12 protein-coding genes are annotated in these 12,620 nt (G+C 65.9%); 3 read left to right on the top strand and 9 right to left on the bottom strand.

Features of this window, described 5'->3' with window-relative positions:
• Nucleotides 1-31: 31 nt before the first annotated feature.
• Nucleotides 32-784, top strand: a complete 753-nt coding sequence (locus J4G32_RS12655) for a GNAT family N-acetyltransferase (protein ID WP_210493645.1) — start codon at nucleotides 32-34, stop codon at nucleotides 782-784.
• On the opposite strand, the gene yddG is transcribed toward J4G32_RS12655, so the two are convergent.
• The 3 genes from yddG to J4G32_RS12670 form a co-directional block, all read right to left on the bottom strand.
• Nucleotides 765-1,637 carry an aromatic amino acid exporter YddG gene (yddG, locus tag J4G32_RS12660; RefSeq protein ID WP_210493649.1) on the bottom strand — a complete coding sequence of 291 codons (873 nt, stop codon included), beginning with the start codon at nucleotides 1,635-1,637 and terminating at the stop codon, nucleotides 765-767. The genes J4G32_RS12655 and yddG overlap by 20 nt on opposite strands.
• Before the next feature lie 56 nt (nucleotides 1,638-1,693).
• Nucleotides 1,694-2,425, bottom strand: coding sequence for an acetoacetyl-CoA reductase (gene phbB / locus J4G32_RS12665; RefSeq protein WP_210493653.1), 732 nt, complete (start codon nucleotides 2,423-2,425; stop codon nucleotides 1,694-1,696).
• A gap of 141 nt (nucleotides 2,426-2,566) precedes the next feature.
• Nucleotides 2,567-3,745, bottom strand: a complete 1,179-nt coding sequence (locus J4G32_RS12670; RefSeq protein ID WP_210493655.1) for an acetyl-CoA C-acetyltransferase — start codon at nucleotides 3,743-3,745, stop codon at nucleotides 2,567-2,569.
• Nucleotides 3,746-4,037: 292 nt separating this feature from the next.
• Here J4G32_RS12670 and phaR point away from each other — a divergent pair, with 292 nt between their 5' ends.
• Nucleotides 4,038-4,616 (top strand): polyhydroxyalkanoate synthesis repressor PhaR, encoded by a 579-nt coding sequence (gene phaR, locus J4G32_RS12675; RefSeq protein WP_210493661.1) that lies wholly within the window; start codon nucleotides 4,038-4,040, stop codon nucleotides 4,614-4,616.
• Between the two features lie 24 nt (nucleotides 4,617-4,640).
• Here phaR and J4G32_RS12680 read toward each other — a convergent pair whose 3' ends face one another.
• The 3 genes from J4G32_RS12680 to mtgA all read right to left on the bottom strand — a co-directional run bounded on the left by J4G32_RS12680 (nucleotide 4,641) and on the right by mtgA (nucleotide 7,549).
• On the bottom strand, nucleotides 4,641-6,242 hold the full coding sequence (locus J4G32_RS12680; RefSeq protein WP_210493665.1) for an EAL domain-containing protein: 1,602 nt from the start codon (nucleotides 6,240-6,242) through the stop codon (nucleotides 4,641-4,643).
• Between the two features lie 208 nt (nucleotides 6,243-6,450).
• A complete protein-coding gene (gene rpmF, locus J4G32_RS12685; RefSeq protein ID WP_210493670.1) occupies nucleotides 6,451-6,636 on the bottom strand; it encodes a 50S ribosomal protein L32 in 186 nt (61 codons plus the stop codon).
• A 136-nt stretch (nucleotides 6,637-6,772) separates the two neighbouring features.
• Nucleotides 6,773-7,549: a monofunctional biosynthetic peptidoglycan transglycosylase gene (mtgA, locus tag J4G32_RS12690; RefSeq protein WP_210493677.1), complete on the bottom strand. Its 777-nt coding sequence runs from the start codon at nucleotides 7,547-7,549 to the stop codon at nucleotides 6,773-6,775.
• Between mtgA and J4G32_RS12695 the strand changes: the two genes are divergently transcribed.
• Entirely contained in the window at nucleotides 7,548-8,474 is a 927-nt protein-coding gene (locus J4G32_RS12695; protein WP_210493680.1) for a polyprenyl synthetase family protein, read from the top strand. The two genes, mtgA and J4G32_RS12695, sit on opposite strands and share 2 nt — an antisense overlap.
• Nucleotides 8,475-8,519: 45 nt before the next feature.
• Here J4G32_RS12695 and J4G32_RS12700 read toward each other — a convergent pair whose 3' ends face one another.
• From J4G32_RS12700 to ispG, 3 genes are all read right to left on the bottom strand, one after another.
• Nucleotides 8,520-9,074, bottom strand: coding sequence for a GNAT family N-acetyltransferase (locus J4G32_RS12700; RefSeq protein ID WP_210493683.1), 555 nt, complete (start codon nucleotides 9,072-9,074; stop codon nucleotides 8,520-8,522).
• Between the two features lie 43 nt (nucleotides 9,075-9,117).
• Nucleotides 9,118-11,049, bottom strand: a complete 1,932-nt coding sequence (locus J4G32_RS12705) for a potassium transporter Kup (RefSeq protein WP_210493684.1) — start codon at nucleotides 11,047-11,049, stop codon at nucleotides 9,118-9,120.
• A 189-nt stretch (nucleotides 11,050-11,238) separates the two neighbouring features.
• Nucleotides 11,239-12,546, bottom strand: coding sequence for a flavodoxin-dependent (E)-4-hydroxy-3-methylbut-2-enyl-diphosphate synthase (gene ispG, locus J4G32_RS12710; protein WP_210493695.1), 1,308 nt, complete (start codon nucleotides 12,544-12,546; stop codon nucleotides 11,239-11,241).
• Nucleotides 12,547-12,620: the final 74 nt, after the last annotated feature.

Raw genomic sequence — 12,620 nt, forward strand, 5'->3', positions numbered from 1 at the left:
GCCGGCGCTGGTCAGGGATTGTGAGACGATCATGACCGATCACACCCTCGTCCTCGGGCTGGAGAGCCGCCTTCTGAACGCGTGGCCCTCGCTGGAGTACCAGACCTATGACGGCTGGATCCTGCGGCTGGCCGACGGCTACACCAAGCGCGCCAATTCGGTAACGCCCCTGATGCGCGGCGCGCGCCTCGACGCGCCTCTGGTCGAGCACATGACGGCGCAGTTTTTGCGCGCGAACCTGCGGCCGACCTTCCGTCTCAACGGCTTGGAGGAAGCGTCCGTCGATGCGCTGCTCAAGGATATGGGGTTCATCGCGGTCGAGCCGACGCGGGTGCTGGTGGCCCCGGTCGCCGGCGATTGCGAACCTGATCCCGAAGTTGTCCTCGCGGAGGCTGTTTCGGCGCGCTGGGTGCGCGACGCGTCTCATTCCTACGGCGGCGACAAGGCCGACGATGCCAAGCTCGCAGCGATCGTCTCACGGATCCGCCAGAAGACCGCTTTTGCCACCCTGCATCTCGACGACCGTCCGGTCGCCTGGGGATTGGGCGTCTGCGAGCGCGGCTATGTGGGTCTCTATGACATCGTCGTGGCGCCGGACCTGCGGGGCCTTGGGCTGGGGCGCCGGGTGGTCAACAGCCTGATTGCCTGGGGTTGTACGCAGGGCGCGCACAGCACCTACCTGCAGGTGCGGGCCGAGAACGAAATCGCCGGCTCGCTCTACGCAACTCTCGGCTTCGAGGTCGCCTACGAATATACCCACAGGGTCATGGACGGCGGCCCTTGATCGGAACAGTGGCGACGAGCGCCCCCAGCACGATCAGGCCGCACGCCGCCGCCAGGGTGATCGACGGCTCCGCATAGCCCGCAGCCACCAGCAGCAGCGTCGACAGGACCGGCGTTGCGTAGGAGGCGACGCCGAGCAGGCGGATATCCCCCCGCTTCATGCCGATATCCCACACATAGAAGGCAGCTCCCACGGGGCCGAGGCCCAGCGCCAGCAGGGCCAGCCATTGCGTGCTTGTCGCCGGCCAGACCGTCGTCTCGAACAGCAGGTGGCAGATCAGGCTGAGCAGGGACGTGGCGAGGCAGAAGCCCGCGACCGCATCGCTGGAGACCTGGCCAAAACGACGCGACAGGACCGAATAGCCGGCCCACACGAAGGCGGCGATAAAGGCGCAGAGATAGCCGGGCCAGTTTTCCGCCCGCGCCTCCAGCGCGCCCCGTCCGGCGATCAGGACGATGACGCCGGCAAAACCCAGAAACGCGCCGATCACATGGGCCCGGCGCAGATGCTCGCCGGGCAGGAGCGACGAGAACAGCACGATCAGCAGCGGCCAGAGATAGTTGATGAGCCCCGCCTCGGCCGGAGGGGCGAGGCGCAGGGCCGCAAAGTAGAGGGCGTGGTAGCCGAACAGGCCAGTGACGCCCAGCGCCCACACGGCGGGCCTTTGACGCAAGGCACGCAGGCCTTCGGGACGCAGGATCCAGGTCGACGCGCCGACGAGCCCGCCCACCAGGAACGTCATGGCGGCGAGCTGGAACGGCGGAATCGTGCCCGTCGCGGCGGTGAGCAGCGCGAGAAGCGCCCAGAACAGGACGGCGATAAACCCGATGGCGGTGGCGCTGCGTGTCGTCATGCGCCCCGCTTAGCCGAAACTGCCGGCTGCCGGAAGCTCCCGCGGCAGAGAGGGAATCAGGCCATGTACTGGCCGCCATTCGCCGCAAGCGTCGCGCCGGTGATGAAACCGGCCTCGTCGGCGGCAAGGAACACGACCGCGCGGGCAATCTCGGCGGCCTCACCGAGCCGGCCGACGGGAATCAGCGGGAGGATCTTGGTTTTGAGAACCTCGGGCGGAACAGCCTGGACCATTTCGGTGGCGATATAGCCCGGCGCGATGACGTTGACGGTGATGCCCCGGGCGGCATTCTCAAGCGCGAGCGCTTTCGCAAAGCCGACAAGTCCGGCCTTGGCGGCCGCATAGTTTGTTTGCCCCAACTGGCCTTTCTGGCCGTTGATGGAGGAGATCAGAATGATCCGTCCAAAGCCGCGCTCCCGCATCCCCTCAATCACCGGCCGCGTGCAGGTGAACATGGAATCGAGATTGGTGCGGACGACCTGCGACCACTGATCGAAGGTCATGCGGTGGAACATGACATCCCGGGTGATGCCGGCGTTATTGACGAGGACATCCACCGGCCCGAGCGCCTCCACGACCGCCCGCATGCCGGTCTCGCAGGCGCCCAGATCGGACACGTCGAACTTGAAGACCGGAATGCCCGTCTCGTCCTTGAAGCGATGGGCGGCCTCGTCGTTGCCGGCGTAATTGGCCGCCACGAGATAGCCGGCTTCCTTCAGGCTGCGGGATATGGCGGCTCCGATGCCGCGTGTGCCCCCCGTGACCAATGCGACGCGCGCCATGACCATCTTCCTTCCCTGATCGGTTCGAACGGGTCTCTGGTGAACCCGCTTTATGAGGAAACGGTCCGGATCGAGCCGGGCCGTCCATTTCTATAGCTTAGCGACTGTGACCGCCAAGAGAAGCGTTCATGCGAAGAAGAGTTTCGCTCAGCGCTCGACGCACATGGCGATGCCCATGCCACCGCCGATGCAAAGCGTAGCAAGCCCCTTCTTGGCGTCCCGCCGGGCCATCTCGTGCAGGAGCGTCACCAGCACTCGTCCGCCGGACGCGCCGATCGGGTGACCGATGGCGATGGCGCCGCCATTGACGTTCACGATCGCGGGATCCCAGCCCATGTCCTTGTTGACGGCGAGCGCCTGCGCGGCGAAGGCCTCGTTGGCTTCGACGAGATCGAGGTCGGAGACTTTCCAGCCGGCTTTCTCCAGCGCCTTGCGGGAGGCCGGGATCGGGCCAGTGCCCATCACGGCCGGGTCCACGCCGGCGGTCGCCCAGGACACGATCTTGGCCAAAGGCTTGAGCCCGCGCTTCTGCGCCTCGGCCTCGCTCATGAGCACGATGGCGGCAGCGCCGTCGTTGATGCCCGAGGCATTGCCGGCGGTCACCGTTCCATCCTTCGAGAAGGCGGGCTTCAGCTTGGCAAGCCCGTCCACCGTCGTGCCGGCCCGGATGTATTCATCCTGGTCGACGACGGTGTCGCCCTTGCGGGTCGAGACCGTGAAAGGCACGATCTCGTCCTTGAACCGGCCGGCCTTCTGGGCAGCCTCGGCCTTGTTCTGCGATGCGGTCGCGAACTGGTCCTGCTCCTCGCGGGTGAGCTGCCATTTCTGCGCGACGTTCTCGGCCGTGGTGCCCATGTGGTAGCCGTGGAAAGCGTCGATGAGGCCGTCCTTCATCATGGTGTCGGCGAGTTTGAGGTCGCCCATCTTCGTGCCGCCCCGCATATAGGCAGCGTGCTGGGCCTGCGACATGGATTCCTGGCCGCCGGCGACGATGATCTTGGCGTCGCCATTGGCGATCTGCTGCATGCCGAGGGCCACGCTGCGCAGCCCGGAGCCGCACAACTGGTTGAGACCCCAGGCCGTCTTCTCCTGCGGAATGCCCGCCGCCATGGCAGCCTGACGGGCCGGGTTCTGGCCCTGGCCAGCCGACAGGATCTGCCCGAGGATGACCTCGTCGACCTCGCTGGGATCGACCTTGGCGCGCTCCAGGGCGGCCTTGATGGCCGCGGCGCCGAGTTCGTGGGCGGGGGTGTTGCCGAAGGCGCCGTTGAACGAGCCGACAGCGGTGCGCGCAGCGCCCACGATGACGATATTCTCTCCGGACATTTCCAACTCCTGTGATGGCGGGCTCTTCGGACGGGAGCCCACGAGCGCTTATACGGATGCTGCGATCAAAGCCCGCAAACAGGCGAAGTCAAGGGTCGAGCGCCGCGCGGGACGAATGCCTGCTCGACATTTGGGGCTTTGATCGCTGCCTGGAAGGCCTATAAGCTGGGGCGAAGGCCGAAAATCCCCATCGGGACCACGCGCGCCACCGTGCCGGATTGTCCGGCCCCTCTCCGGAATTTCCGGACCGGTCCGGAATGGTCCGGACCAGTCAAGGACTGTATCGCGACCCATGGCGACGGACACAAAACCGACTGTTATCAAGAAATATGCCAATCGCCGCCTCTACCATACAGGCACCTCGACCTATGTGACGCTTGAGGATCTCGCCGTCATGGTGCGTCTGGGCGAGGACTTCGTCGTCTTCGACGCCAAGTCCGGCGACGACATCACCCGCTCGGTCCTGACCCAGATTATCGTCGAGCAGGAGGGCAAGGAGGGGCAGAACCTCCTGCCCGTGACCGTGCTGCGGCAACTGATCGGCCTTTATGGCGACAGCATCCAGTCGCTGGTGCCGAGCTATCTCGAATTTTCCATGAACAACCTGTCGCGGGACCAGCAGAAACTGCGCGAGCAGATGAGCGCGACCTTTGGCGGCTCGGTCTTCCACACCATGGAAGAGCAGGTGCGCAAGAACATGGGCATGTTCACCGAGGCGATGCGGCTCTTCACGCCCTTCACCGGTCGTCCGGGCGGCACGTTCGGACCGAAGCGCGAGGACGAGACGGCCAGCGAGGGCACCGATCTCGACTCGCTGAAAAAGCAGATGGCCGACATGCAGGCCAAGCTCGACGAACTCGCCCGCAAGTAGACGAGATCCGGATGGGCGGCCCGCTCAGGCCCGCTTTGCCATGGGCGGCAAGGCTCTTTCCGGCTCGGCCTTAACGGCCGGTCCTGCGATCGACCCCTCAAGGTAGTCGATTCCCCACCCGCGCAGCATATCAGCCACCGCCGCATCGTCGATCCCAGCCCCGGCGGTCGCGATGCCGAGATGCTGGGCGATATCGACAAGGGTGCGCACGAACAACCGGTCGGCGGTGGAGCGGGCGAGGGTCTGGGTGAACACCGCATCGATGCAGACGAGGTCGATCGGCAGGCGGCGCAGGCGCGCATGGGTGGCGTAACCACCCCCGAAGCCATCCAGCGAGAGCCCGATCCCGAGGGCCTTCATGGCGTCAAGGCGACCCAGCACCTTGGCCTTCTCAATCAGCACCATTTCCGGCAGTGCCACGATGAGGCGGGAGGCGATGCCTGGCCGCGCGCCCAGGTGGGCTGCCAGCATCGCGAGCCATTCCGAATCGCGCAGGGTTGCGATCTCAATCGGCATGACGATGCGCGCATCCGGCCAGCGAGCGAGGTGGGACGCGACCTGCTCGAGCTTGCGGCCGTCCACCAGAAGGGCGACCTCCGGGTCGACGGGGCGGTCGAGGATGGGCGGCGCGACAGCACCGCCGTCGATGGCGAGGCGGGCTCTTGCCAGTGGCGACCCGTCCGCATGCGCGTCGGCGATCGGCTCCAGCACCAGCGCCAGTCGCCGGTCGTTGAGCAGGCCCACAAGGTCGATCGGTTCCTTGGGCGTGGCGCGCACGGGGACATCGGCCCGCGCTTGGTGAAGGAGGGCGCTGGAGCCCCCATCCATCTGGTCGAGATCGCGCTCGACCAGCGCGAGCAGGCGGCAGGCATCGAGGGCGTGCGCGGGCGCCAGAATGGCAGCGGCCCGGACCTGACGCGTCGGCGTCGTGAGCCCCTCGACGAGACGGCTAGTGGCCATCAGGGCGTTATCGGGGGTGCACGAGGTCAGCACGAGGGCAAATCGGCCCGCAGGGAGGAGGGTGAGATGGTCGCGCCGCCGCATGATCGGCCGGATGAGCCGTGCGAGCTCGTCCTGCTCGGCGAGATCGCCGTCCACGATTTCTCCGACGATCAGCGTCACCGTGTGGGGAAAGCGGAGCGCCTCCGCGATATCGTTGTGCAGCCGGCGCAACAGCGCGGTGCGGTCGTTGACGGCGCGCGGCAGGCTGTCCTGGCCTCGCGAGAGCGGGTCCGATCTGAGGAAACCCCGAACGATCGTCCCGTCCGGGCCCGAGAACGGGCGGCCGGAATCCTGGACCAGGATCGCACTGTTCGGGGAGATGCGAAGCGCGTAGCGAAGATCGTAGGCGGCGTCGGCCGACGCCTCATCGCGCACCGGGCCGCCCAGGCTTTCAACGAGGGCGTTGAAGCCCCTCCCCGTCATTGGCAGGGCATCGGGCGCCAGCTCCAGAACGGCTGTGGCGTTTGGTCCCCAGCTCAGACGGTCGGTCGCGCGGTCCCACGCATAGGTAACGCCGCCGAGTGTCGACAGGGCCGCGGTCGGCTCCACCAGCGGGGGCGCATGGCCCCGTCTCAATGTCTGGCCCGAAAAGAGCCCCGTCCGGCCTTGCCGCGTCGTCGCCATGACCCTGAAAATCCTGAACTGCAATGCCGGGCGGCCGGGCGAGGTCGCGAATCCGATCGCGCCGGCCAAAATGTTGGATTGCAGGATCGGGCCTCAGGCTTAAGGAACCCTAAAGGCGGACCGGTTCGTCGGGCCTCAACGGCCTGCCGGGCAACAAAAAACCGGCGTCGAAACGCCGGTTCTGAAAGTCCGCGAAGATGACGATGCTTTAGGCTTCGGTCTTGACGGTCAGGATCTGACGGCCACGATACATGCCCGACTTCAGATCGATGTGGTGGGGGCGACGCAGCTCGCCGGAATCCTTGTCCTCGATGTAGGTCGGGGCTTTCAAGGCATCGGCGGAGCGGCGCATGCCACGCCGCGAGGGCGACGTTTTTCTTTTTGGAACGGCCATTTTTCGACTCCGGTCAGCAGCGGAACGCCCGCTCTAACCGGGGGACGCTCACGTCTCAATCTCAATAAGGTTGCGCCTCATACAAGGTATTTGGGCAGATATCTAGCCCCAATCCGCCCGGATGTGCCGTCAGGCCTCACTCCTTGAGGCAGTCGCTGACGGGGGCTGACGCCTCCATGCGGCCCATGATCCGCGTCGCCATGCGCTGGTGGCGGGCGGACGCCCGACCCGGATTGCGGATCAGCGGGTTGGGCAGGGCCGCGGCCAGAAGGGCCGCTTCCCGCCGGGTCAGATCGCGGGCGGATTTGCGGAAATAGCGCTGCGCTGCGGCCTCCGCTCCGAACACGCCGTCGCCCCATTCGGCGATGTTGAGATAGGTCTCCATCATCTGCCGCTTCGACCAGATCAGGTCGAGATAGAGGGCGACGGGCAGTTCGAGGCCCTTACGGATGTACGAACGACCGTTCCACAGGAACAGGTTCTTGGCGGTCTGCATGGGAATCGTCGACGCGCCGCGCGCCGGGCCGTCCTCGTCGGCCGCCTCCACGACGTCGCGGAGCGCGTCCCAGTCGACCCCCGCATGCTCGCAGAACCGGCTGTCCTCCGACGTGATGACGGCGAGCGGCAGGGAAGGAGAAATCTGGTCCAGCGGCACAAAATTCCGCTCCACCGGTCGCAACGTCACCCACCGACCGATCATCAGCGTCGAGACCGGCGGCACCGCCCAGTACAAAAGACCTAGCCAAAAGACCGCCGCGACCCATAAGAGGATCAGGCTCAGGCCGATCTGGACGATGCGGCGAAGCGCCAGCAAGACTGTCATCGGCTTGCGCCGGCTCTCGCCGGTTGCCTTGTCATCGCCGCCGCTTTCCTCCGACCGGGCATTCTCGCCGCCCGCATTCAGGCTGAACATGATGCGTTCCACCAGCTCTTTTATGGCGCGACTGTTGGCAGTCGCAGGGGAGGTCGAGACGACCCTCGAGGCATTGCTAGCGGATGAGACGCGGCCCGGTGAAATCGCGCGACCGGCGCGCCTCATGGGGGCCCTGCGTCACGCGTCCCTTGCCGGAGGAAAGCGCCTGCGGCCGTTTCTCACCATCGAGACCGCCCGGATGCTGGGCGCCGATGGGCCGGGTCCCTTGCGGGCCGGGTGCGCGGTGGAATTGCTGCATTGCTACTCCCTGGTCCACGATGATCTGCCGTCCATGGACGATGACGACCTTAGGAGAGGGCGTCCTACCGTTCATAAGGCTTTTGACGAGGCGACCGCAATCCTTGCCGGCGATGCGTTGCAGACCCTCGCATTCGAAGTGCTGGCCGATCCTGCGACGTCAGACGATCCCATGATCCGATCCGAGCTCGTGCTGCGCCTCGCACGGGCGTCGGGTCTCGGCGGCATGGTCGGCGGCCAGATGCTCGATCTTGCGGCCGAGGGTCGTTATGGCGCGGTGACAGCCGATCAGGACGGGGTGCGCCGCTTGCAGGCCATGAAGACCGGCGCGATTCTGGCCTACGCCGTGGAGGCCGGGGCGATCCTCGGCCGGGCAGATGCCAAGACTCACGCGAGCCTCGTCGCCTACGGGCAGACCCTAGGGGCGGCCTTTCAGGTGGCGGACGATATTCTGGATCGGGAATCCTCAGCCGAGGCTCTCGGAAAGCGCACCGGCAAGGACCTCGAGAAGGGCAAGGCGACCCTTGTCGATCTTCTCGGCATGGCGGGCGCGCAGGCCGAATGCCGCCGTCTGGTCGAGCAAGCGAATGCGGCCCTCGATGGCATCGACGCGGATGTCGGGACGTTGCGGGACGCCGTGGCCTTCGTGGTCGAGCGGCAGAGCTAACGGGCTTTCGGGGGCTGGCGAGGCACGCGAACGGACAGGAACCACTCAGACCGGAATTGTCGGCACCCAGAAGGCCAGTTTCACATGACCGGGGCGGCCGGGATGGGGCACCTGCCCATCCGCCACGCCGCCATTGGCCAGGATGACTTTCTGCGAGGCTTCGTTGTCGTCGTCGCAGGTCAGCAGGACCCTTCGGAAGCCTTCCGCCCGGGCGACGGGCAGGATGAGGCGCAGGGCCTGCGTGGCGTAGCCGCGACGCTGCTTCCACGGCACGATGGTGTAGCCCACATGGCCCATGGCGCTGGGCGGCAGATCCTCGGTGCCGGGCTGGTAGCGAAACCCGATCCGGCCGCAGAAATCGCCGTCGCTGATCCAGAAATCGTGCGCCGGCAGCCGCCGCACCTCGCGGCCGTCGGGCAGCCGCAGGGTCGGCGAATGATACAGATCGTCGAGAAACCGGCGCGGATTGCGGCGCAGCTGCAGCAGCTGGTCGCGGCTGACATCCTGGTCCGTGTTCGGCGACCAGCCGGCCACGAGAGCGTCCTCGTAGGCGGGAAGCCAGTCCAGGCTGGGGCGAAGGAGCGTGATGGATGGCGTCATGACGGTTCAAATAGCGGCGCTGCGTCGTGACGACAGCGCATCCTCAGACGGTGACCTGCGTGCCGACTTCCACCACGCGGCCGGTTGGAATCTGGAAGAAGTCGGTGGCGTCGCTGGCGGATTTGGCAAGCCCGATGAAGAGCTTGTCCTGCCAGAGCGGCATGCCCGAATGGGAGGCCGGACGGATCGACCGGCGCGACAGGAAGAACGACGTGGCCATGATGTCGAATTTGAACCCCTGTTTGCGCAGCAGGGCCAGCCCGCGCGGGATATTCGGGGTTTCCATGTAGCCGTAGCTCAGCTGGATGCGCCAGAAAGCGTCGCCGACCGGCTCGATGCGGACGCGGTCTTCCATCTCGACCCGGGGCACGTCTTCCGAGCGCACGGTCAGGATCACGTTCTTCTCGTGCAGGACCTTGTTGTGCTTCAGGTTGTGGAGGAGGGCGGCGGGCGCGGTGTCCGGGTCGCTCGTCAGAAAGACCGCCGTGCCCTTGACCCGATGGGGCGGGCTCTTTTCCAGCATGCGCACCAGTTCGAGGAACGGCACATCGATCTTGCGGGTCTTTTCGAACAGGATTCCCGTGCCCTTCACCCAGGTCCACATCATCACGATGATGACGGAGGCCAGGATCACCGGCACATAGCCGCCGGTGAAGATCTTGAGCAGATTGGCGCCGAAGAACGAGAGGTCGATGAACAGGAAGGGCAGCATCAGGGCGAGGGTGAGGGAAAGCGACCAGCGCCAACCTTTCCAGATCACGATGATGGCCAGGATCGCGTCCACCGACATGGCGCCGAACACCGAGACGCCGTAGGCGTGCGACAGGTTGCTGGAGGACTGGAAGATCAGCACCAGCACGATCACGCCGATTAGCAGCAGGAAATTGACGCGCGGGACGTAGATCTGGCCCTGATGGGTGGCCGAGGTGAAGCGGATTTCGAGGCGCGGCAGCAGGCCGAGCTGAACCGCCTGACGGGTGAGCGAGAACGCGCCTGTGATGACCGCCTGGCTGGCGATGATGGTGGCCAGTGTCGCCAGGATCACCATCGGCAGCAGCGCCCAGTCGGGCACCAGCCGGAACAGGGGCGATTCGGCGGCGTCCGGCTGGGACAGCACAAGCGCGCCCTGGCCGAAATAGTTGATCACGAGAGCGGGGAAAACCAGATAGAGCCACGCCGTACGAATCGGCTTCCCGCCGAAATGGCCGAGATCCGCATAGAGCGCTTCGGCCCCCGTGACAGCCAGACAGACCGCGCCCAGGACGGCCAGCGACACACCCGGGTGGTTGACGAAAAACATGACGGCGTGGAACGGGTTGATGGCCGTCACCACGGTCGGATCATCGGCAATATGCAGCAGGCCGGCGACCGCCAGCGAGGCGAACCAGATCAGCATGATGGGCCCGAAGAAGGTGGCGACCCGCCCTGTGCCCCGGCTCTGCACCATGAAGAGGGCTGTCAGGATCGCGATGGTGATTGGCACCACATAAGGACCGAGGCTCGGCGCTGCGAGTTTCAGTCCTTCCACGGCCGACAGCACCGAGATCGCGGGGGTCAGGACGGCGTCGCCGTAGAACAGACCCGCGCCGATGATGCCCAGCATCAGCACGGCGCCGCGGCGCTTGCCGGTCGCGCGCTGGGCGAGGGCCACCAGGGTCAGGGTCCCACCTTCGCCCTTGTTGTCGGCGCGCAGCAGGATGAACACGTATTTAACCGTCACGACCAGGACGAGGGACCACAGGATGAGGGACAAGACCCCCATGATGATCCCCCGCGTGACCGGCCCTCCGGCGGCCGCAGCCGCGACCGATTCCTTGAACGCGTAGAGAGGGGATGTTCCGATATCCCCGAACACCACGCCGATCGAGCCCAGCATCAACGTCCAGAAGCTCGCCTTGGCATGCGGTTCTGGGACGGACGTCTCGGGGGACACAGTCTCGACGTGCCCGGACGCTACAGCTTGCTGTTCTGCCATGTGATTTTCTTTGCGGAACGATCCGCCGACGGCCCTTGTGTCAGGTTCTGCGTGTGCAAAAAAAGGGCGGCCTCTCCTCTTCGATGCAGCGGCCAGTCTGGCGGCGCGGCGGCTCTCTAGCACGTTGCCATCGGACTGAAAACGGAATTCGGTTGCAGGCTGCCAGCCGACAAAACCGTTGTATCGCTTCTATTCTGCGGCGTCACGCCCGGCCGGCGCGTAGTTGCGCTCGATATAGTCCTGGACGATGGCCTGAAAGTCCTTCGCGAGAGTGGGGCCGCGCAACGTCATGGCTTTCTGGCCATCGATGAAGACGGGGGCTGCGGGCTGTTCACCGGTTCCGGGCAGCGAAATGCCGATATGGGCGTGCTTGGACTCTCCCGGCCCGTTGACGATGCAGCCCATCACCGCAACCGTCAGGTTCTCGGTGCCGGGATATTGCCGCTTCCATTCCGGCATCGAGGCCGAAATCCAGTTCTGGATGTCGCGCGCCAGTTCCTGGAACACCGACGACGTGGTCCGTCCGCAGCCGGGACATGCGGCGACCAGCGGCACGAAGGTCCGAAAGCCCATGGTCTGCAGCAGCTCCTGCGCGGTCTTGACCTCGACGGTGCGGTCACCGCCGGGCTCCGGCGTGAGGGAGAACCGGATCGTGTCGCCGATTCCCTGCTGCAGGAGGATGCCGATGGCGGCCGACGAGGCCACAATCCCCTTGCTGCCCATGCCGGCCTCGGTCAGACCGAGATGGATGGCGTAATCGGAGCGGCGGGCGAGATCCTGGTAGACCGCGATCAGGTCCTGGACCGCCGACACCTTGGCCGACAGGATGATGCGATCCCGCCCAAGGCCGATTTCCTCGGCGCGGGCGGCTGACAGCAAGGCCGATTGAATCATCGCTTCCCGGGTGACCCAGCGCATGTCGCGGGGCTGCGCGGACGCGGCGTTCTCGTTCATCAGGTGGGTCAGCAATTCCTGGTCCAGCGATCCCCAATTCGCGCCGATGCGCACGGCCTTGCCGTAGCGGATCGCCATCTCGACGATGGCGCTGAACTGCCGGTCCTTCTTGTCCTTGAAGCCCACATTGCCGGGATTGATCCGGTATTTATCCAGTGCTTCCGCGCAGGCCGGATGATCGGCCAGCAGCTGGTGGCCGATGTAATGGAAGTCGCCGACCAGCGGCACGGTGACGCCGAGCCGGTCGAGCCGCTCGCGGATCCGTGGAACAGCTGCTGCCGCCTCGTCCCTATCGACGGTGATTCGCACGATCTCGGACCCTGCGCGCGCCAAGGCCGCCACCTGCGCGACGGTTGCATCCGCGTCGGCCGTGTCGGTGTTCGTCATCGACTGAACAACGATGGGCGCCCCGCCGCCGACCATCACCGAGCCGACGCGAACTCCGACCGAACGGTGGCGGGGAGCAGGGCCCGCCAGGCTGGCGTCAAAGCTGTCGGTGGCCGACGAAACAGGGGAGGCGGACGAGGGAGCGAGAAGAGTCATGGAGCATTCCAGTGCGGCAGCTCCGGGCTGCCGCCGATTAGCTGGGGCCAAAGCCACGAGGCGTCAAGCATCGG

Origin of the sequence: Microvirga antarctica, from assembly GCF_017921815.1 — a bacterium.
Classification (GTDB): Bacteria; Pseudomonadota; Alphaproteobacteria; order Rhizobiales; family Beijerinckiaceae; genus Microvirga; species Microvirga antarctica.

What these genes read in the sequence shown, in the direction of transcription:
- J4G32_RS12700 (WP_210493683.1), bottom strand. Translation starts at nt 9,074, where the DNA reads ATGACGCCATCCATCACGCTCCTTCGCCCCAGCCTGGACTGGCTTCCC.
- phaR (WP_210493661.1), top strand. Translation starts at nt 4,038, where the DNA reads ATGGCGACGGACACAAAACCGACTGTTATCAAGAAATATGCCAATCGC.
- J4G32_RS12655 (WP_210493645.1), top strand. Translation starts at nt 32, where the DNA reads ATGACCGATCACACCCTCGTCCTCGGGCTGGAGAGCCGCCTTCTGAAC.
- phbB (WP_210493653.1), bottom strand. Translation starts at nt 2,425, where the DNA reads ATGGTCATGGCGCGCGTCGCATTGGTCACGGGGGGCACACGCGGCATC.
- yddG (WP_210493649.1), bottom strand. Translation starts at nt 1,637, where the DNA reads ATGACGACACGCAGCGCCACCGCCATCGGGTTTATCGCCGTCCTGTTC.
- ispG (WP_210493695.1), bottom strand. Translation starts at nt 12,546, where the DNA reads ATGACTCTTCTCGCTCCCTCGTCCGCCTCCCCTGTTTCGTCGGCCACC.
- J4G32_RS12695 (WP_210493680.1), top strand. Translation starts at nt 7,548, where the DNA reads ATGATGCGTTCCACCAGCTCTTTTATGGCGCGACTGTTGGCAGTCGCA.
- J4G32_RS12680 (WP_210493665.1), bottom strand. Translation starts at nt 6,242, where the DNA reads ATGGCGACGACGCGGCAAGGCCGGACGGGGCTCTTTTCGGGCCAGACA.
- J4G32_RS12705 (WP_210493684.1), bottom strand. Translation starts at nt 11,049, where the DNA reads ATGGCAGAACAGCAAGCTGTAGCGTCCGGGCACGTCGAGACTGTGTCC.
- J4G32_RS12670 (WP_210493655.1), bottom strand. Translation starts at nt 3,745, where the DNA reads ATGTCCGGAGAGAATATCGTCATCGTGGGCGCTGCGCGCACCGCTGTC.
- mtgA (WP_210493677.1), bottom strand. Translation starts at nt 7,549, where the DNA reads ATGTTCAGCCTGAATGCGGGCGGCGAGAATGCCCGGTCGGAGGAAAGC.
- rpmF (WP_210493670.1), bottom strand. Translation starts at nt 6,636, where the DNA reads ATGGCCGTTCCAAAAAGAAAAACGTCGCCCTCGCGGCGTGGCATGCGC.